Origin of the sequence: Corynebacterium haematomassiliense (assembly GCF_013978595.1) — a bacterium.
Lineage (GTDB): Bacteria > Actinomycetota > Actinomycetes > Mycobacteriales > Mycobacteriaceae > Corynebacterium > Corynebacterium lehmanniae.
The window spans coordinates 313,412-330,423 of sequence record NZ_JACDTZ010000002.1 but is presented as its reverse complement, the minus strand read 5'-3'; the positions used below and the strand labels follow the sequence as shown (position 1 = coordinate 330,423).

General features: G+C 66.3%; 21 protein-coding genes. 11 read left to right on the top strand and 10 right to left on the bottom strand.

Annotation, left to right across the window (positions count from 1 at the left end; translation table 11 throughout):
* Window positions 1-23: 23 nt before the first annotated feature.
* Window positions 24-956: a glycosyltransferase family 2 protein gene (locus H0193_RS10940; protein ID WP_181889941.1), complete on the bottom strand. Its 933-nt coding sequence runs from the start codon at window positions 954-956 to the stop codon at window positions 24-26.
* A gap of 81 nt (window positions 957-1,037) precedes the next feature.
* On the opposite strand from H0193_RS10940, the gene H0193_RS10935 reads away from it, so the two are divergent.
* The 4 genes from H0193_RS10935 to H0193_RS10920 all read left to right on the top strand — a co-directional run bounded on the left by H0193_RS10935 (window position 1,038) and on the right by H0193_RS10920 (window position 5,468).
* The gene (locus tag H0193_RS10935; RefSeq protein WP_181889940.1) at window positions 1,038-2,639 is read left to right on the top strand and encodes an LCP family glycopolymer transferase; all 1,602 of its coding nucleotides are present in this window, start codon (window positions 1,038-1,040) and stop codon (window positions 2,637-2,639) included.
* Between the two features lie 102 nt (window positions 2,640-2,741).
* On the top strand, window positions 2,742-4,373 hold the full coding sequence (locus tag H0193_RS10930; protein WP_181889939.1) for an AbgT family transporter: 1,632 nt from the start codon (window positions 2,742-2,744) through the stop codon (window positions 4,371-4,373).
* Between the two features lie 27 nt (window positions 4,374-4,400).
* Complete coding sequence (locus tag H0193_RS10925) at window positions 4,401-5,060, top strand: TIGR03089 family protein (protein WP_181889938.1); 660 nt, start codon at window positions 4,401-4,403, stop codon at window positions 5,058-5,060.
* 87 nt (window positions 5,061-5,147) lie between these two features.
* The gene (locus H0193_RS10920; RefSeq protein ID WP_181889937.1) at window positions 5,148-5,468 is read left to right on the top strand and encodes a hypothetical protein; all 321 of its coding nucleotides are present in this window, start codon (window positions 5,148-5,150) and stop codon (window positions 5,466-5,468) included.
* Window positions 5,469-5,581: 113 nt separating this feature from the next.
* Here H0193_RS10920 and H0193_RS10915 read toward each other — a convergent pair whose 3' ends face one another.
* Genes H0193_RS10915 through H0193_RS10900 form a run of 4 tightly spaced genes read right to left on the bottom strand, consistent with a single transcriptional unit; the run spans window position 5,582 to window position 8,032 of the window.
* The gene (locus tag H0193_RS10915) at window positions 5,582-5,854 is read right to left on the bottom strand and encodes a ribbon-helix-helix domain-containing protein (protein ID WP_181889936.1); all 273 of its coding nucleotides are present in this window, start codon (window positions 5,852-5,854) and stop codon (window positions 5,582-5,584) included.
* A 28-nt stretch (window positions 5,855-5,882) separates the two neighbouring features.
* Window positions 5,883-6,350 carry an ElyC/SanA/YdcF family protein gene (locus H0193_RS10910; RefSeq protein ID WP_181889935.1) on the bottom strand — a complete coding sequence of 156 codons (468 nt, stop codon included), beginning with the start codon at window positions 6,348-6,350 and terminating at the stop codon, window positions 5,883-5,885.
* A complete protein-coding gene (gene purE / locus H0193_RS10905; protein ID WP_070845032.1) occupies window positions 6,343-6,846 on the bottom strand; it encodes a 5-(carboxyamino)imidazole ribonucleotide mutase in 504 nt (167 codons plus the stop codon). The genes H0193_RS10910 and purE overlap by 8 nt, the downstream gene beginning before the upstream one ends.
* A gap of 4 nt (window positions 6,847-6,850) precedes the next feature.
* Complete coding sequence (locus tag H0193_RS10900; RefSeq protein ID WP_338026658.1) at window positions 6,851-8,032, bottom strand: 5-(carboxyamino)imidazole ribonucleotide synthase; 1,182 nt, start codon at window positions 8,030-8,032, stop codon at window positions 6,851-6,853.
* Window positions 8,033-8,072: 40 nt separating this feature from the next.
* Between H0193_RS10900 and budA the strand changes: the two genes are divergently transcribed.
* A complete protein-coding gene (gene budA, locus H0193_RS10895) occupies window positions 8,073-8,807 on the top strand; it encodes an acetolactate decarboxylase (protein WP_181889934.1) in 735 nt (244 codons plus the stop codon).
* Between the two features lie 178 nt (window positions 8,808-8,985).
* Here budA and H0193_RS10890 read toward each other — a convergent pair whose 3' ends face one another.
* Both H0193_RS10890 and H0193_RS10885 read right to left on the bottom strand, forming a co-directional pair.
* Window positions 8,986-9,447, bottom strand: a complete 462-nt coding sequence (locus H0193_RS10890) for a hypothetical protein (RefSeq protein ID WP_181889933.1) — start codon at window positions 9,445-9,447, stop codon at window positions 8,986-8,988.
* A gap of 22 nt (window positions 9,448-9,469) precedes the next feature.
* On the bottom strand, window positions 9,470-10,198 hold the full coding sequence (locus tag H0193_RS10885) for a biotin--[acetyl-CoA-carboxylase] ligase (protein ID WP_236883595.1): 729 nt from the start codon (window positions 10,196-10,198) through the stop codon (window positions 9,470-9,472).
* An 88-nt stretch (window positions 10,199-10,286) separates the two neighbouring features.
* Here H0193_RS10885 and H0193_RS10880 point away from each other — a divergent pair, with 88 nt between their 5' ends.
* The 4 genes from H0193_RS10880 to H0193_RS10865 all read left to right on the top strand — a co-directional run bounded on the left by H0193_RS10880 (window position 10,287) and on the right by H0193_RS10865 (window position 13,929).
* Complete coding sequence (locus H0193_RS10880; RefSeq protein ID WP_181889931.1) at window positions 10,287-11,534, top strand: ATP-binding protein; 1,248 nt, start codon at window positions 10,287-10,289, stop codon at window positions 11,532-11,534.
* Window positions 11,535-11,628: 94 nt separating this feature from the next.
* Complete coding sequence (locus tag H0193_RS10875; RefSeq protein ID WP_181889930.1) at window positions 11,629-13,143, top strand: acyl-CoA carboxylase subunit beta; 1,515 nt, start codon at window positions 11,629-11,631, stop codon at window positions 13,141-13,143.
* A 10-nt stretch (window positions 13,144-13,153) separates the two neighbouring features.
* Window positions 13,154-13,339, top strand: a complete 186-nt coding sequence (locus H0193_RS10870) for an acyl-CoA carboxylase epsilon subunit (protein ID WP_181889929.1) — start codon at window positions 13,154-13,156, stop codon at window positions 13,337-13,339.
* Window positions 13,339-13,929, top strand: coding sequence for a Maf family protein (locus tag H0193_RS10865; RefSeq protein WP_181889928.1), 591 nt, complete (start codon window positions 13,339-13,341; stop codon window positions 13,927-13,929). The genes H0193_RS10870 and H0193_RS10865 overlap by 1 nt, the downstream gene beginning before the upstream one ends.
* A gap of 125 nt (window positions 13,930-14,054) precedes the next feature.
* On the opposite strand, the gene H0193_RS10860 is transcribed toward H0193_RS10865, so the two are convergent.
* From H0193_RS10860 to H0193_RS10850, 3 genes are read right to left on the bottom strand one after another with little or no spacing between them, the layout of a single operon-like run.
* The gene (locus H0193_RS10860; protein ID WP_181889927.1) at window positions 14,055-14,576 is read right to left on the bottom strand and encodes an ankyrin repeat domain-containing protein; all 522 of its coding nucleotides are present in this window, start codon (window positions 14,574-14,576) and stop codon (window positions 14,055-14,057) included.
* A 16-nt stretch (window positions 14,577-14,592) separates the two neighbouring features.
* Window positions 14,593-15,120 (bottom strand): hypothetical protein, encoded by a 528-nt coding sequence (locus tag H0193_RS10855; protein ID WP_181889926.1) that lies wholly within the window; start codon window positions 15,118-15,120, stop codon window positions 14,593-14,595.
* 9 nt (window positions 15,121-15,129) lie between these two features.
* Entirely contained in the window at window positions 15,130-15,651 is a 522-nt protein-coding gene (locus H0193_RS10850) for a hypothetical protein (protein WP_181889925.1), read from the bottom strand.
* Between the two features lie 107 nt (window positions 15,652-15,758).
* Between H0193_RS10850 and H0193_RS10845 the strand changes: the two genes are divergently transcribed.
* Together H0193_RS10845 and H0193_RS10840 are read left to right on the top strand one after the other, a co-directional pair.
* A complete protein-coding gene (locus H0193_RS10845; RefSeq protein WP_181889924.1) occupies window positions 15,759-16,157 on the top strand; it encodes a DUF3151 domain-containing protein in 399 nt (132 codons plus the stop codon).
* A gap of 6 nt (window positions 16,158-16,163) precedes the next feature.
* A complete protein-coding gene (locus tag H0193_RS10840; RefSeq protein WP_181889923.1) occupies window positions 16,164-16,919 on the top strand; it encodes a hypothetical protein in 756 nt (251 codons plus the stop codon).
* Window positions 16,920-17,012: the final 93 nt, after the last annotated feature.

Below are 17,012 nucleotides of genomic sequence, written 5' to 3'. Positions count from 1 at the left end.
TCTTCCTGGTGTTTGTGGTCTAACTAAGTATCGGTGCGCCGCCGCGGTTTGCGCAGGCCAAGTTGGAACGCCCCGCGCACCTTCAGCCCGAGCCACAACGCCCACCGCAGCGGTGCCTGCCACGGGTGCGGGTGCCTGTCGCGCTGGAAGCGGTAGGCCGAGCCGTGGTGGGCGGGCACCGTGACCTTGCGGAACTTGCCCGCCACGTGGCCTTGGTCGTGCAGGATCACCGACGATGGGCAGTACAGGTTGTCCCACCCTGCGCGCGAGAGCCTGTCGCCGAAGTCGATGTCTTCGAGGTACATGAAGTAGCGCTCGTCGAAGCCGCCGATGGCGTCGAACGCGTCCCACCGCACCAGCAGGCACGCGCCCGAGAGCCACCCTGCGGTGCGCTGGACGTGCATGTTCGCGTCCGCCTTGTAGGCGCGGGAAAACGGGTTGCGTGGCCAGACGTCGTAAAGCAATGCATGCCCGATGCCTGTGGCAAGCCCGGGCACCTCGCGGGCGCTCGGGTACGCGGAGCCGTCCGCTTCCTCGATGCGCGGGCCCGCCGCCCCCGCCTTTGGAGCAGCGTCGATGCAGCGGATCAGCTCGTCGATACTGCCCGGGCCAAACTCCACGTCGGGGTTGACGATGAGGAAGTAGTCGTTTCGGATCGCATTCGCTTCTCGACGCTCCGCAAGCGCCGCGGCCGCGACATTAATCGCCGCCCCGTAGCCGATGTTTCCGCCGGTGGGAAGGAATTCCACGCGCTCGTGCTGAGCGGCGGCGCGCTGCGGCGCACCGTCGGTGGAGCCGTTGTCCGCGCAGACCAAATGCACCTCGCCGCGCGTCGCCGCGTCGAGCGACGCAATCAGGTGCGACAAATGCTCGCCCGGCGAGTACGTCACCGTGATCACCGCGAGCGGCGCGTCAGTCGGATGGAGAGAGTCAGCGTTCACAATGGCTGGAATCATACCCACCAGTGGGGCCGAAATTGGTGTACGGCACAGGCACTGCGGCAGGGATTCAGGCGGGGATGTCGTATACTTCCCCGCGTGACTGACCCCAACCGCCGTGCCCGCGACATTCAGGCGGCACCATCGCGAACGCGAGACGTGTCCCAGTCCGGCCACCCCGTGATCAAAGGGGTCCTGGCGGTGGTCTCCGCCCTGGCCATCACTCTGTCCGGCGTCGGCTACTTCGCCGTCGGCCGCCTGGGCGGGCAGCTGTCCGCCTCAGAGCTGGACGTGAGCTCCCAGAGCAAATCCAAGGGCAAGGGCAACAAGGACGACGCGGTGCTCGACGGCGCGGTGGATATCCTGCTCGTCGGCTCCGACTCGCGCACGGACGCGCAGGGCAACCCCTTAAGCGAGGACGAGCTCGCCCGCCTCAACGCCGGTGTGGCCGACGGCGAGATCAACACCGACACCATCATGGTTGTCCGCATCCCGGAGGACGGCTCGAAGGCGACGGCCGTTTCCATCCCGCGCGACACCTACGTCCACGACTCCACCTACGGCAACCTCAAGATCAACGGCGTTTACGGCGCCTACGCTGCCGACAAGCGCGAAGAGCTGGTCGAGGAAGATGGCATGTCCGAAGGCCCCGAGCTGGAGCAGCGGGTCGCGCGCGCGGGCCAAGAGGGGCTGATCGACGCGGTGGCCGACCTCACCGGCGTGGAGGTGGACCACTTCGCGCAGGTGGGCCTGCTCGGCTTCGTGTTGCTCACCGACGCCGTCGGCGGCGTGACCGTGTGCCTGAACAACGCGGTGGACGAGCCGCTGTCCGGCGCCCACTTCCCCGCCGGCGTGCAGACGCTCAACGGCACGCAGGCGTTGTCGTTCGTGCGCCAGCGCCACGACCTGCCGCGCGGCGACCTCGACCGCATTGTCCGCCAGCAGACGTTCATGGCGTCGCTGGTGCGCAACATGCTCTCTGCGGGCACCCTGACCAACCCGGCGCGCCTGCGCGAGCTGGCTAACGCCGCCGAGCGCTCCGTCACGCTGGACAAGGACTGGGACGTGGTCCGCTTCGCCCAGCAACTTTCCGGCCTGGCCGGCGACAACGTCACCTTCACCACCATTCCGGTGACCTCCGTCAACGGTGTGGGCGACTACGGCGAATCTATCGTCACCGTCGACGTGGCCCAGGTGCACCGGTTCATGGAAGACGCGGTGGAGCCCGATCAGGAAGAAGAGGACACCACCGAGACCTCCGACTCCGCAGACTCTTCCGACTCCGCGGCGTCGTCGACGCTTAGCTCCCAGGACGTCATCGTGCTCAATGCCGGGGCTGTGCCGGGCCAGGCGGGCCGCGTCGGCGAGGAGCTGGGCAAACAGGGCATCCAAGTTTCCGAGGTGGCCAACGCAATGGACGGCCTGTACTACCAGAGCCAGGTTGTGGCGCCCGACGCGGACGACCCTGCCGCCCAGGAGCTCGCCCGGATCCTCGGCGGTGTGCCGGTAGTGGCCAACGCCACGCTCGAGCCGGGCACGATGGTGGCGGTCGTGGCCGACGATTACGCAGGCCCGGGTCTCATGACCGAGGAGGAAGCGCAGCAGGAGGCGCCTGTGGGCACGCCGGGTGAGGATTTCGGCGCGACCGAGATCGGCCCCGAGATCACCGCCGACGGCGACAGCCCGCGCTGCGTGAACTAGCCCCCACCCCACCAGACCTTGTCCCACATTCCGGGAATGTAATTCCAGAATTTTCCCGAAACCGGAGAAAACCCTGCTCGCACTTTGGTAAAACCAGAATGCATGACTCGCACATCACGGCCCGAGCCATCGCCAGAGACCACAACAACCACCGGAACGAGTAGCGCGCCCGAAAAGCAGGGCGCGACAGACCGCGTCCTCAACACCATCGAGAAGGTGGGCAACAAGCTCCCCGAGCCGTTCACTCTCTTTTTGCTTTTGTTCCTCATCACCGCCGTCATCTCCACGGTGATGGCCTGGTCCGGGGCCCAAGTCCAGGTCCCCGGCTCCGACGAGGTCCGCCCCATCCACGGGTTCTTTACCAAGGAGGGCCTGGCCTGGTTCACCGTGAACCTGGGCGAAAACTACGTCGGCTTCCCGCCGCTTGTCTACGTGATGCCCATCATCCTGGCAGTCGGCATCGCAGAGCGCTCCGGCATGCTCTCGGCGCTGATCCGCCGCCTGTTCGGCTCCGCCAACAAGACCGTCCTGCCTTACGCGGTGGGCCTGATCGGCGTGTCCGCCTCCCTGATCGCGGACCCGGCCTTCATTGTCATCCCGCCGCTGGCCGCCATGGTGTTCAAGGCCGCGGGCCGCCACCCCGTCGCCGGCCTGCTGGGTGGTTTCGCCTCCGTGGGTGCCGGCTACGCAACGTCGATCCTGCCCGGCTCCCTAGACGCGCTGTTTGCCGGCATCACCAACTCCGTCATGGAGGCGCTGCCCAGCCTGGAGGCAAACGAGGTCACGGTGATGTCCAACTACTGGTTCAACATCGCCTCCGCCTCGATCCTGGGTTTCATCGCCGGCCTGATCATCGACAAGGTGCTAGAACCTCGCCTGAACAAAATGGGCGTGCCAACCGAGGTCGCCGAAGGCGAGGACGCCCCGGACCTGGACCGCGACGGCAACGAGATCACCGCCGAGCTCACCGCCGAAGAAAAGCGCGGCCTGACCGCCACGCTGTGGGTCACGCTCCTGCTCACCATTGTCGGCACCGTCGCCGTGCTCGTGCCGGGCTCGCCGTGGCGCAATGAGGAAGGCACATTCCTGCCGGATTCGCCGCTGATGCAGTCCACCGTGTTCATCGTGGTGCTCTACTTCGTGGTCATGGGCCTGGTCTACGGCAAGGCCGCAGGCACCGTGAAAAGCGTCACCGACGTGACGGACATGATGGGCTCGTCAATCAAGGAAATGACCGGCTTTTTGGTGCTGGCGTTCATCCTCGGCCAGTTCATCGCGCTGTTCAACTGGACCGGCATCGGCACCTGGACCGCCGTAAAAGGCGCGGAAGCCCTCGAGTCCGCGGGCATCGGCGGCTTCGGCGCGATCATCACCTTCGTCATCCTCGCGTCGTGTCTGAACCTGCTCATCATCTCCGGCTCCGCCCTGTGGACGCTCATGGCCGCAGTCTTCGTGCCCATGTTCGCGCTGCTCGGCTTCGACCCGGCGTTCATCCAGGCCGCCTACCGCGTCGGCGATTCCGCAACGCAGATCATTACCCCGCTCAACCCGTACATCATCGTCATCCTCACCCAGCTGCGCCGCTACGAGCCGAAGGCCGGCATCGGCACCCTGATGTCGCGCCTGATCGTGTTCACGGTGGTGTTCTGGATGTTCTGGCTGGTGCTGCTGTTCATCTGGTACCAGTTCGATCTTCCGTTGGGGCCGGGCGCGTCGATCATGTTGGCGTCGTAAAGCAATTGCCCCTTACGATGGGCGGGCATGAGCATGCTCGCACCGCTAATGCAGACCGACCCGTCGACGCCGCGCCTGACCGTCTACGACGACTCGCGCGGCGTGCGCATGGATTTTTCGGCGCAGACGCTGGACAACTGGGCCAGCAAGGTCGCCAACATGCTCGACGAGGAATTCGACGCCGGCGACAACGTCGCCATCGACCTGCCGGTGTCGTGGCAAGCGGCGGTCATCGCCATCGGCGCGTACAACTCCTCGCGCACCCCGCTTATCGACGCCTCCGGTGCCCCCGCCCCAGAGCTCATCTTCACCACCCTGGACGGCGCCGCGCGGTGGAGCGAAGTGCCCGATTGCGTGGTGGTTTCCGACGACCCGTTCGGCCGCGGCGTGGTGGAAGCCGGCGGCGAACTGCCCGTGGGCACCGTGGACTTCGGGCCCACCGTGCGCTTCTACGGCGACGACTATTTCGGCCAATCCCCTTCGCTGAGCTCGTTCGCCGTGCCCGGCCTGGGGGCGGAGCGCTACCTGGTGCAGGACTGGCATACCACCGAAGAGTTCGCCGCGAACGTGCTCGGCCCCATCGCCGCCGGCGGCTCCGTCGTGGTGGTCACCGGGCTGGTCTCCGCCGAGCGGCTGCAGGAGATCGCCGAGGCGGAGAAGGTCACCCGCTTCATCGACGGGCAGTAACGCGGCGGGGCTGTGGCTGGTTACCCTGGCCCGGTCGGTTATTCTGTGGCGGATACACCCGTGCTCACGCCCATGAAGGGATCGCCCATGCTCACCAGCTCTATCTCCCGCCGCGCCATCGCCCCCGCGCTCGCCGTCGCCCTCGTCGCCGGCGCCGCCCCGGTGGCCACCGCCGCCCCGGCAACCAACACCGAAGCAGCCACCGATCAGACCTCTGACCAGGCCGACCAGGGCAAGCAGTCCAGCGGCCCGGGCAGCTCCGAGTTCACCCAGGACGAAATCGACAACGCAAAGCGTTTCGCCGGCCTGCTCGCCGGCATCCTCGCCATCGTGGCCACCATCGGCGCCGCTGGCCTCTACTTCGCCGGCCCGCACCTGGGTCTGAACCTGCCGGGCCTGCAGAAGTAGCGCTACCGGCCGCGCGGCCCCCGTCTCGGCGCGACCCCCATTCCACAAACCCCGAGTAAGGGATCCAGAGTATGGCCCAAAATCGGCCTTACTCTGGATCACTTACTCGGGGTTTAGCTCTGTAGGTCTGCCCCAGTCCACTGCCGGATAGCCTCACGGATCGCATCCGACCGGGTGGCCAGACCCTCCGCTTCGGCGCGGGCCATGAGGGCGGCGATCGTTTCGTCGTCGAGACGCACCGGTACGACCGTGCCTGCACCTTTACCTACTGGTGGACGACCTCGGCGCGGAGCCGGCAGCTTTGAAAGGTCGTACCCCGCTTCAGCCTCATCAGCCCACTGCTGAATTTGCTCTTCGGTGATCGATTTGCCGTGGATCTTTTCCATGCGGATATCGTATACGAAAATCCGACCCCTACCGCCCAAATACCCGGCGCACGAAACGGCGCCACGCCACACGCGCCACGGAGTGCGGCAGCGCCACCACCTCCCGCGCGTAGTTTTTCACCCGCGACGTCTCCGGGGTCGGCGCCGCCACCAACTGCACCGGAATGTCCAGGTGCCACGCCCACACGCGGGTGCGCAAGACGTGAAACCCGCTGGTCACCACGGTCAGGCACGCGGCCTCCGGGAACAGCGCCCGGGAGCGTTCCAGGTTTTCGTTGGTGGAGCGCGCCTCCGGCTCCAGCACGATCGACGACTCGGGCACCCCGCGGACCAGCAACCAGTCGGCCATCACCTCCGCCTCCCCAAACCCGGTAACCACCAGCGGCGCGGGATCCGCACGCCACACCTCGAGCGCCCGGCGCAGCCGGAATTCGAGCATGCGCGAAGGGCGCCCGTCCACGATGCGGGCGCCCAGCACGACGATTGGGTTATTCACCCATCAGGCGCTTGCGTAGCGCCTCGTCCTTGCGCTCGACCTCGGCCGCCATGCGCGCCTGGTAGTCCACCATCTTGCGCTGCACGGACGGGTCGGCGGCACCCAGGATGCGTGCGGCCAGAAGACCGGCGTTTTTCGCCCCGCCGATGGAGACGGTCGCCACCGGCACGCCGCCCGGCATCTGCACGATGGACAGCAGCGAGTCCAGCCCATCCAGCGTGTCCAGGGCGCGCGGGATGCCGATGACCGGCAGCGGGGTCGCCGCCGCCACCATGCCCGGAAGGTGCGCCGCGCCGCCGGCGCAGGCGATGATCACCTGCAGGTCGCGCGTGTGCGCTTCCTTGGCGTACGCCAGCATTTTCTCCGGCGTGCGGTGCGCGGAGACCACGCCGACTTCGAAGGGGATGCCGAATTCGGCGAGCACCTCGGCGGCCGGGGCGACGGTGTCCCAGTCCGAGTCGGAGCCCATGATGATGCCAACGACTGGCTGTGCCATGTGTCTAGTCCTTCCAGGTTGCGTGGATGATGTAGTGCGCGGCGTCCTCGGCCACGGCGAGCGCTTCCTCGACGGTGTCGGCGCACACGTTGACGTGCCCCATCTTGCGGCCGGGGCGGTGGTCCTTGCCGTAGAGGTGCACCTTGGCCTGCGGGTACTTGCGCATCACCGCAATGACGCGCTCGGCCATCGGCACGGAGGGGTCCTCGTCGCCGCCGAGGGTGTTGACCATGACGGTTGCGGGCGAAAGCTTATCGACGGCACCTAACGGCCAATCCAGCACAGCCCGCACATGCTGCTCGAACTGGGAGGTCACGCACCCGTCCTGGGTCCAGTGGCCGGTGTTGTGCGGACGCATGGCCAGCTCGTTGACCGACACTTCCGGGCCGTTGTCGCCCTCGTACTCGAACAGCTCCACGGCCAACACGCCGGTCACGCCCAAGCCTTCGGCAACCTGCACGGCGAGCTCCTCGCAGCGCTTGGCCAGCTCCGCGGACATGCCCGGCGCGGGCGCGATGGCCACGCGGCAGATGCCGCCGTCCTGGCGCGACTCCACCACCGGCCAGGCGCGCACGTCACCGGAGCGGTTGCGCGCCACCATCGCGGACAGTTCGCGGGTGAACGCGACCTTCTTCTCCGCCATCAGCGGCAGGTCGCGGCCCAGCAGGTCCTCGACCAGCTCGGCGCACTCTTCGCGCGACGACGGGAACCACACCCCGTGGCCGTCGTAGCCGCCGCGGGTGGCCTTCAGGCACACCTGGCCGTCGGTGTCGTCCCAGAACGCTTCGGCGTCCGCGGCCGACTCGATCGACGCGAACGCGGGCACCGGCAGCCCGGCCTCGGACAGGCGCTTTCGCTGCTCGAGTTTGTCCTGCGCGTAGATCAAAGCATCGGGGCGGGGTTCGACGGCCACGCCATCGTCGATAAGCAATTGCGCGTACTCGTTGGGCACATGCTCATGGTCGAAGGTGACCGCATCCGCGCCACCCACGACCGCGCGCAGATCCTCGAGCTTGGTGTAATCGCCGAGGCGCACATCGCCGAACACCTGCGCCGCCGAGGCATCCTTACTCGCGGCGAGCACGCGGGTCTCCACGCCGAGTTCGATCGCTTCCGTCTGCATCATCCGTGCCAACTGGCCGTCGCCGATGACGGCGACGACGGGCATCCCATAGGCGTTACTCACCCTGCACACTGTAGTCGCCCCTCCGACTAGCATCGCAGCCATGTCTGCAACGATTGCCCGCCACACCACTTTCCAAAACTCGCTGATGACCGCGCTTCTCGACGGCATCTACGACGGCGAGCTGACCATCAGCGACATCCTGAGCAAAGGCAACTTCGGCCTGGGCACCTTCGACGCCCTCGACGGCGAGATGCTCATCCTCGACGGGGTGTGCCACCAGCTCACCTCCGACGGCAAAGCGCGCGTGGCCGATTTGGACCAGCGCACCCCGTTTACCGTGGTGACCAACTTCGTGCCGAGGATGCGCTTCGACGCGCCCGCCGGCATGGTCCGCTCCGAGCTGGCCAAGTTCATCGACGACGCCGAGCCCAGCCACAACTTCTTCACCGCCGTGAAAATCACCGGCCGTTTCAAGGAAGTGGTGGTGCGCACCGTGACCAAGCAGGAAAAGCCCTACCCGCCGATGTCCGAGGCCGTCTCCGACGACGCGGAGCACGTCTTCACCGACGTCGAAGGTGTCATCGGCGGTTTCCGCACCCCCATGTACGCCAAAGGCATCGGCGTGCCGGGCTGCCACGTGCACTTCATCGATAACGAGCATTCGCGCGGCGGCCACGTGCTGGACTACACCGTCGACGAGGCCGTGATCGAGCTGTGCCCCGGCACCGACATGGAGCTGCACCTGCCCGTCACCGCCGAGTTCTTGGGCGGCAAGCTCTCCCCCGAGGACTTGGACGAGCAGCTGCACACCACCGAGATCAAGGGTGACAAGTAGCGCCCAGCGCCGGGCGGAAAGGGTGCGCCGGACGGGGTTCCTGACAAATTACGGCAGCCGTTTGTGACGACCTGGGGATATAGGGGCGCTCTGACAGATTCCGCCACGAAGTGTCGGAGATAGGGGCTCCCGAGGCGAGGCGCGCGGCCGGCGCCGGCGCCGGCCGCGCGCCGCAGGCCTAGCGCACCGGACCGAGCGCGCGCTGCAGCACCTTCTCCACCGAGCGCGTCTTGCCCACCCGCTCGAACACGATCGGCTGAGCGTAGCCGTACACCGCCACGTTGATCCCGCCGCGCTCGCGGCGCACGGAGTGGATCTGGCGCAGCGGAATGGAATCCACCGCGCCGCGCCGGCCGCGGGCCAGGATGCGCTTGTCGGTGACGATGAAGCGCCGGCGCCTGGACGCTACCAGCGGGACGATGAACCGCCACAGCACGAGCAGCGCCCAGATAAGCACCACAATGTTGCGCAGGCCCGGGTCCACGTGCGGGGTCACGTCCATCCAGCCGACGGCCATCCACGCTACGCCGGTCACGGCCACCAGCTCGAGCAGCGGGATGGTCAGCGAGGAAAGCGGCGCGCACACGTCGGCGAGGACAACTTCGTCCCCGCCGACGCGAAACGGTGCTTTGCCAGCCATAAACAGGCAGGGTACTGCACGCCTAGGACGTCGGCCGCAGATGGTGGACGTCGCCGACGGAGAAAGCGGAGCCGTCGATAAGCACTTCGCCCTCGTCGTTGATCCCGGTGACGGTGCCGGTGACGGTCTCCTCGCCCTCGCGCATCTCCAGGCGCACGTGCTGGCCGATGGTCGAGCACACGGCGCGGTAGTCCTCGAGCAGCTGCGGGTCGCCCTCGCGCCACTGGTTCAGGCGCTTGCCCATGGCGAGCAGGATGTCGGCGGTGAAGTCGTCGAAATCCACGTCCAGCCCCTCGAGGTTGAGCGCGGTGGCGGTCTCCACCGGCAGGTCCTCGGTCCGCATGGCCACGTTGATGCCGATGCCCACAATCACCCGCGGCAAGTCCAGCGCGGAGAGGATGCCGGCGATTTTCTTGCCGCCGATCTGCACGTCGTTGGGCCATTTCAGCCGCGCCTGCGGCACCACGTCCGTCACGGCCACGCCCGGCGCGATGGAGAGCAGCCCGAACGGCGGCACCTCATCGGGCACGTCAATCACCATGCTCATCGCCAGCTGGGAGCCCTTCGGCGAGACCCAATGACGGCCCAGCCGCCCCTTGCCGGCGGTCTGCTCGTCGGCGATGAGCACGGTGCCGGGATCGCCCTCTTTGAGCAGGTCAGCGTTGGTGGAGCCGGTGGTTTCCACCCACCGCACGTTCGGCCAGTACTCCGCCACCGCGTCCTGGATGGCCTGAATGTCGCGCACAGTCATGGGTTCGAGCATATCGCTTCTGAAAATCGAGTAGTAGGAGTCCTGAAAATCGGGTAGTAGGACGCTTTCGTGCAGTACAATGCCCAATATGGCCTACCTCCGACGCACCCTCGACGACGAGCTCGACCTCCTCATGCCCCATCTGTCCGCAATCGCCATTGACGGGCCGAAAGGTGTCGGGAAAACCGACACGGCCAAACGCCGCGCCACCACCACGTGGTTCCTTGATGATCCGGACATGCGCAGCATTGCGGAGGCCGATTTTTCGCTCTCATCAGCGCCAGACGGCACGCTGCTCATCGACGAGTGGCAGCATCTTCCCCAGGTTTGGGATTCGGTTCGCCGTCAGGTGGACCAGGGAACTGCCCCCGGGCGCTTTCTGCTCACCGGCTCGGCCACTCCCGTCGACGCGAAAGGTTCTCATTCGGGCGCCGGGCGGATCTTCTCGTTGCGAATGCGCCCGATGGCCGTCCATGAACGCGGCGTTTCTGACCCCACGTGCAGCTTCGCCAGGATCTTGGCCGGAGACAACGAAGTATCCGGACACTCGGATTTCGAGGTCGGCGATTACGCCAAGCTCATCACCGGCAGTGGTTTTCCCGCTATTGCCGCGGCTGACCCCACGGTCCAAACGCTGATGCTCGACTCGTACATCGAGCGCATCATCGATCGCGACATCCCCGATGCAGGCTACGAAGTCCGTCGCCCCGAAATGCTCCGGAGCTGGCTGCGCGCCTACGCAGCTGCCACTTCCACGACCACCGCCTACTCGAGGCTGCTCGACGCCACGACGGGCGGCCAGGTGGAGCAACCGAATCGGAAAACTACGCTCGCATACCGCGAGCACCTAGCGAAGATTTGGCTGCTCGATCCCGTGCCTGGGTGGGTTCCGGAACATAACGAGTTCAAGCGGCTGCAGCAGGGCCCCAAACACCACCTCGCCGACCCCGCTCTCGCGGCACGACTGCTCGGCATCGGCGCATCCAGCCTCCTCAGCAACCGCGCGGCCCACATGTTTGGGCCACTCTTCGAATCCCTGACTGCGCTCACACTCCGTGTGCTGGCACAAGCATCCAGAGCGCGGGTGTACCACCTCCGATCAAACGCCGGAGAACGGGAAGTCGACTTCATCGTCGAAGGACCGGAACGAGAAGTCGTCGGTGTTGAGGTCAAACTCAAGCCGCGGGTTGATGACGCCGACGTCCGGCACCTTCTGTGGCTGCGCGAGCGCATCCCGGACCGGGTAACCAACCTGATGGTGGTAACCACAGGTAAACAGGCGTACGTCCGCCCCGACGGAATTATCGTTATGCCCCTCGCCCTTCTCGGCGCGTAGGCGCCGCTCTACTGCCCGTCGGTGGAGGGTGAAACGCGGGCGGCGGAGCCGTCGATAAGCATGGCGGCACATAAGGAATCTAGACTGAGGCGTTATGAGTTCATCCAAACCCGACATGACCACCACCGCGGGCCGCATCGAGGATCTGCGCAACCGCCTGGATGAGGCGCAGGCCCCGGTCGGTCAGGACGCGATCGACGCAGTGCACGCAGCTGGGGCCGCCACCGCCCGCGAGCGCGCGCTGAAGCTTGTGGACGAAGGCACGTTCGTGGAAACCGACGCGCTGGCGAAGCACCGCGTCGAGGCGTACAAGATGGACAAGTCCAAGCCCTCCACCGACGGCGTTGTCACAGGCTATGGGCTTATCGACGGCCGAAGGGTATGCCTGTTCTCCCAAGACCCAACCGTCTTCGACGGGCAGATCGGCGAGGTCTACGCCGAGAAGATGCTCAAGATCTACGACCTGGCCACCAAGACCGGCGTGCCGCTGATCGGCATCTACGACTCCACCGGCCCGCGCTGGAAGGAAGGCATCGTCACCGCGCACATGCAAGCGCAGATCCTGCGCGCCGCCACCCGCGCGTCCGGGCTGATCCCGCAGATTGCGGTGGTGGCCGGCGACGCGGCGGCGCTGACCGCGACGAGCGTGCCGCTGGCGGACATCACCATCATGGCCGAGGGCGCGGCGATGCACGTGACCACCGCCGACATCGTGAGCAAGGTGACCGAGACCGAAACCACCAGCGAGCAGCTCGGCGGCAGCGCCGTCCACGCCGCGGAGACCGGCCTGGCGCAGCTGACCGCCGCCACCGACGTGGAGGCCGTGGAGCTGGCGCGCGCGGTGGTGGGCTACCTGCCGCTGAACAACAAGGCCGCCTCTCCGCTGGGCGCCGAGGCTACCGGTTCCGGCGCTGACCTGGACACCTTCATCCCGGACGACGACAACCAGCCCTACGACGTGCTGGACGTGGTCAACGCCGTCACCGACGGGGACTTCTTCGAGCTTTCCGCCGGCTACGCGGGCTCTGTGGTCACCGGGTTTGCGCATGTTGGCGGGCGTGCCGTTGGTGTCGTCGCCACGCAGCCGAGCGTGCTGGCGGGCTGTCTGACCCGCGACGCCGCCCGCAAGGCCGCGCGCTTCATCCGCACCTGCGACGCGTTCAACCTGCCTGTCGTGCAGTTCGTGGACTCGCCGGGCTTCCTGCCGGCCGTCGAGGAGGAGCGTGCCGGCTCGTCCGCCGCCGCGGCGGCACTTGCCTACGCGTTCGCCGAGGCGCAGGTGGGCACGATCACCGTGGTCACCCGCAAGGCGTTCGGCCCCTCGTACGCCCTGCTGGGCTCCAAGGGCCTGGGCGCTGACCTGGTGTTCGCGTGGCCGACCGCGCAGATCGCGCTTGCAGACGCCCCCACCGCCGCCGAAGCCATCGGCACCGACGCCGACAAGTACGCCGAGGAGAACCTCAACCCGTACGTGGCCACCGAGCGCGGCCTAGTCGACGCCGTGATCGAGCCGTCCGCCACCCGCGACCGCGTGCTCGAGGGCCTGCGCCTGCTGGAGCGCAAGGTGGGCTACCCGGCGCAGAAGAAGCACGGCAACATCCCGCTGTAAGGAGGCTGACGTGGACATTCAGGTACTCAAGGGCAACCCCACCGAGGCGGAACTGGCGGCACTTTCGCAGGTGCTGGAGCAGCTTAAGCGCGAGCGCAAGCTCGCCGGGGTGCAGCCGGACGCGAACTACTGGGGTATCTCCCACCCCGCCACCGCGTACAACCCGCACGCGTTCGACTCGGCGGCGTACTTCTAATGCGGCTGGTGCTGGCGTCGCAGTCGCCGTCGCGACGCATGCTGCTCGAGCAAGGCGGGGTGCGGCCCGTACTGCGTCCCGCCCACATCGACGAGGACGCGGTGATCGCATCGCTTCACAGCGTCGATGCGGCCACCACCGTTTCCACCCTCGCCCGCGCCAAAGCGGAGACTGCCATCGCCGAATTCCCCGGCGACGTGGTGGTCGGCTGCGACTCCATGCTGCTCCTCGACGGCGAACTGCTGGGCAAACCCCACACCGTTGAAGCGACCATCGAGCGCTGGAAGGCGCAGCGCGGCAAAGAAGCACAGCTGCTCACCGGGCACGCCGTGTGGTTCGGCGGCGAGTGGGTGGTGGACACCGTCGCCACCACCATTCGCTTCGGCGACGTCTCCGACGCCGACATCGAGGCCTACGCCCGCTCCGGCCAACCGTTGGAGTGCGCGGGCGCGTTCACGCTGGAGGCGCTGGGCAGCTGGTTCATCGACTCCATCGACGGCGACCCCACCAGCGTCATCGGCCTATCCATGCCACTGCTGCGCCGCTGCCTGTACCGCTTCGGGCTGGACGCCTCCGACTTCTGGGAGTGAGGGGGCCGAGATCCGGGCGGTTTTGTACGAATCGACATTTTTTCGGAATCTGCCCTGCAAAACCCCAGGTCGGATTTTAGCGTTGTTGATTCGTACAAATTTGCGACGACCCCCCGCACGCGCCCCTAGAATCCGCGGGCGGTGAGGAACTCGTCGAGGACCTTGAGGCCCTCCGGCTGGTGGTTCACGCACATGCGCAGCCACTCGCCGATCTTGTTCTTAGGGTTGCGGACACTTGACGGCTCGTCCAAGTCCACATCCTTTCCGAACAGCGCTTCGTAGATGGGGCGGCGCTGCTCGTCGCTTTCCGCTCCGATCTTCACCGCGAGCTTGATCGGTGTGTCTCCGTGGCTTTCGCGGTAGTTCACATCGGCGCCGGCGGCGACGAGCCGCTGCACGAGAGCCGCGTCGCCGTCGCCGAGATCGTCGTGGCTCAGCAGCAGCGTCAGCGTGTTCTGCCCATAGTCCACCACCGTCGCATCGGCGCCGCGGTCCAGCATGTCGTTGCTGATCTTTGCGCGTGCCTCCGGGTCGCGGTTAATCAGCCCGGCGCACAGCATCTCCGTGGCGTCGTTCGCTTCCGGGTCGTAGACCTCCAGAAACTCCTCGTAGGTACCGTTTTGGGCGACATACAGCGGGCTTGCCATGGTTTTCTCTCCCTCGCTAATAACCTTTTGCTTTCAAGAACTCGTCGAGGACATAGAGCTTTTCCGGACGGTCGTCGGCGTTCATGCGCAGCCACTCACCGATGCTCATGACTGGCTCGTGTGCGTTGGACGGAAGATCCAGATCCAGCTCTTCTGCTCCAAACAGGGCCTGATAGAGCGGTCGACGCTGCTCGTCGTCGTCCACACGGATCTCGATCGCCAGCTGCAGGACCAAGGATCCCCGGCGTTCGCGGTAGTTCACGTCGGCGCCGCCGTCGACAAGCCTCTGCGCAAGCGCTGCATCACCGGACCCCAGATGACGGTGCCTGCCCAGCAGGACAGTCAGTGCGTTCTGCCCGTATTCGACTCGCGACGCATCCGCGCCCCGGTCCAACATGTCGTTGCAGATCGCGGCGCGGGTTTCCGGATCCTTGTTGGTAAGGCCGTTAAGCAACATGTCCGTCGGGTCATTCACCTCTGGGTCGAACACCTCGAGAAACTCCTCGTAGGTGCCCTTCTTCGCCGTGTACGTCGGGCTTGCCATGGGAATCTCCTAATAGCCTCTGGCCTTGAGAAACTCGTCCAGGACGTCGAGTTTTCCGGGGCGCCCGTCCACGTTCATGCGCAGCCACTTCCCGATCGAGTTCTTTCGGGTGCGCAGGTTCGTCGGCTCGTCCAAATCCACGTCCGCGGCGAACAGTGCCTCGTACAGGGGGCGGCGCTGTTCGTCGTCGTCAACGCGGATTCGAATAGCAAGCATCATGGGTACGTTGCCACCGCTTTCGCGATAGTCCACGTCGGCGCCGCCGTCGATAAGCCGCTGCGCCAGTGCAGGGTCGCCGTCAGCGAGCCGGTCGTGGCTCAGCAGCAGCGTCAACGTGTTCTGCCCGTAATCCACGACCGTGGCATCCGCGCCGCGGTCCAGCATGTCGTTGCTGATCTTTTCGCGTGCCTCAGGGTCGCGGTTGATCAGTCCGGCGCACAGCATCTCCGTGGCATCGTGCGCTTCCGGGTCGTAGACCTCCAGGAACTCCTCGTAGGTTCCGTTTTGGGCGACATACAGCGGGCTAGCCATTGGTGCTCCTCGGTGTGGGACGCAGGTCACATCGGGTTACGCGCCCCACAATATGCGCGAATGCCTGGCCCGTCACGGTCTCCCAGGAAACTAGTAGCCTGGCGGCCATGGAAATCAACGACATGCTCGCCCCGAAGCCCATCGAGCTGCCCGCCGATCCGGCCGCGGGCAAGGATTTGCTTGCAGACGACACCGCGCTCGCCCACCCCGACTCCCCCGCCGTCTGGGCCGCCCGCGCGGAACGCGAACTGAGTGACGGCGACAAGCTCATCGCCTACGCGTACGCCCGCACCGGCTACCACCGTTCCCTGGACCGCCTGCGCGCCAACGGTTGGAAGGGCTGGGGCCCGGTCCCCGCCTCCCACGAGCCGAACCAGGGCGTGTTGAAGGCCATTGCGATGTTGGCAGTAACCTCACAGGCTATCGGTGACCAGGCAGAATACGACCGTTGCCACCAGATGCTTTCCGACGCCGACCCGCAAAGCGTGGAAAAGCTTTTACCCTAACGAGGTATGACGCGAATCAACCAAGCGACCAAGCTACTCATTGCAGTTCCGACGGCGCTCGCGATTGCGTCGTGCAGCGCCACGGAGGACACAACAGCTGACACAGCTGCGGGAACCGGCGGGAAGGCGCCCACTGTCACCGCGTCCATCGGCGGTGCCGGGGCGGACACGGCCGCTCAAGGTGCGGACCTCCCCGAAACGGTGACTCAAGAAAAGACCGTCACCGAAGCGGCCGCGCAGCCACCGGTTACGAGGCCGCTGCCGCCAGCCCCCGCCCCCGCCCCGGAGGGCGACAACTGTGCCAGCCTGCCCACCGATCCGCGCCAGCAGTACGCCACCGGCACAGCCCCGGGCCGCATGCCGGCGGCTGACAGCCAGTCGGACATGAACTACTGGATCGAGAACATCGAGAACCACTACGATCCGTGCGCGCCGATCAGCTGGATCACGTTCCGCGGCTCACTCGGCGACGGGGATCGCCCGGCAGGCACCGGCGCCTCCATCAGCGACGGCCTCGCGCTCTACGTCAACGGCCAGCCCGCAGGCGACATGCGGCTATTCACAGAGGTTGAGAGCATCGAATTGCTTAACGACGGCCAGCTCCGCCTCTCCTGGGGTGAACGCGGAGAAGCCACCGCGGCAGGTATTACCGACCACTACACCGTGGACCTCACGGCACAAGGCGACGCTGTGCAGCCCGTCGCTGGCGACGTCGAGCAGTTCAACCGGTTCTGGAACCAGTCCGGTTACTTGCTCAACTAATCGCCGGATCGTCTAGCACCGCAGCGAATGTTGCTAGACGATCCCGCACCCGGCAATCTATTTCCCCAGCTGATGTTGGAGATGGGTGCCAAT

Excerpts from the sequence above, each read along its gene's own strand:
- budA (WP_181889934.1), top strand. The coding sequence starts at position 8,073 with ATGTCTGCAACGATTGCCCGCCACACCACTTTCCAAAACTCGCTGATG.
- H0193_RS10850 (WP_181889925.1), bottom strand. The coding sequence starts at position 15,651 with ATGGCTAGCCCGCTGTATGTCGCCCAAAACGGAACCTACGAGGAGTTC.
- purE (WP_070845032.1), bottom strand. The coding sequence starts at position 6,846 with ATGGCACAGCCAGTCGTTGGCATCATCATGGGCTCCGACTCGGACTGG.
- H0193_RS10880 (WP_181889931.1), top strand. The coding sequence starts at position 10,287 with ATGGCCTACCTCCGACGCACCCTCGACGACGAGCTCGACCTCCTCATG.
- H0193_RS10930 (WP_181889939.1), top strand. The coding sequence starts at position 2,742 with ATGACTCGCACATCACGGCCCGAGCCATCGCCAGAGACCACAACAACC.
- H0193_RS10875 (WP_181889930.1), top strand. The coding sequence starts at position 11,629 with ATGAGTTCATCCAAACCCGACATGACCACCACCGCGGGCCGCATCGAG.
- H0193_RS10890 (WP_181889933.1), bottom strand. The coding sequence starts at position 9,447 with ATGGCTGGCAAAGCACCGTTTCGCGTCGGCGGGGACGAAGTTGTCCTC.
- H0193_RS10840 (WP_181889923.1), top strand. The coding sequence starts at position 16,164 with ATGACGCGAATCAACCAAGCGACCAAGCTACTCATTGCAGTTCCGACG.
- H0193_RS10885 (WP_236883595.1), bottom strand. The coding sequence starts at position 10,198 with ATGACTGTGCGCGACATTCAGGCCATCCAGGACGCGGTGGCGGAGTAC.
- H0193_RS10845 (WP_181889924.1), top strand. The coding sequence starts at position 15,759 with ATGGAAATCAACGACATGCTCGCCCCGAAGCCCATCGAGCTGCCCGCC.
- H0193_RS10920 (WP_181889937.1), top strand. The coding sequence starts at position 5,148 with ATGCTCACCAGCTCTATCTCCCGCCGCGCCATCGCCCCCGCGCTCGCC.
- H0193_RS10855 (WP_181889926.1), bottom strand. The coding sequence starts at position 15,120 with ATGGCAAGCCCGACGTACACGGCGAAGAAGGGCACCTACGAGGAGTTT.
- H0193_RS10915 (WP_181889936.1), bottom strand. The coding sequence starts at position 5,854 with ATGGAAAAGATCCACGGCAAATCGATCACCGAAGAGCAAATTCAGCAG.
- H0193_RS10860 (WP_181889927.1), bottom strand. The coding sequence starts at position 14,576 with ATGGCAAGCCCGCTGTATGTCGCCCAAAACGGTACCTACGAGGAGTTT.
- H0193_RS10940 (WP_181889941.1), bottom strand. The coding sequence starts at position 956 with ATGATTCCAGCCATTGTGAACGCTGACTCTCTCCATCCGACTGACGCG.
- H0193_RS10865 (WP_181889928.1), top strand. The coding sequence starts at position 13,339 with ATGCGGCTGGTGCTGGCGTCGCAGTCGCCGTCGCGACGCATGCTGCTC.
- H0193_RS10925 (WP_181889938.1), top strand. The coding sequence starts at position 4,401 with ATGAGCATGCTCGCACCGCTAATGCAGACCGACCCGTCGACGCCGCGC.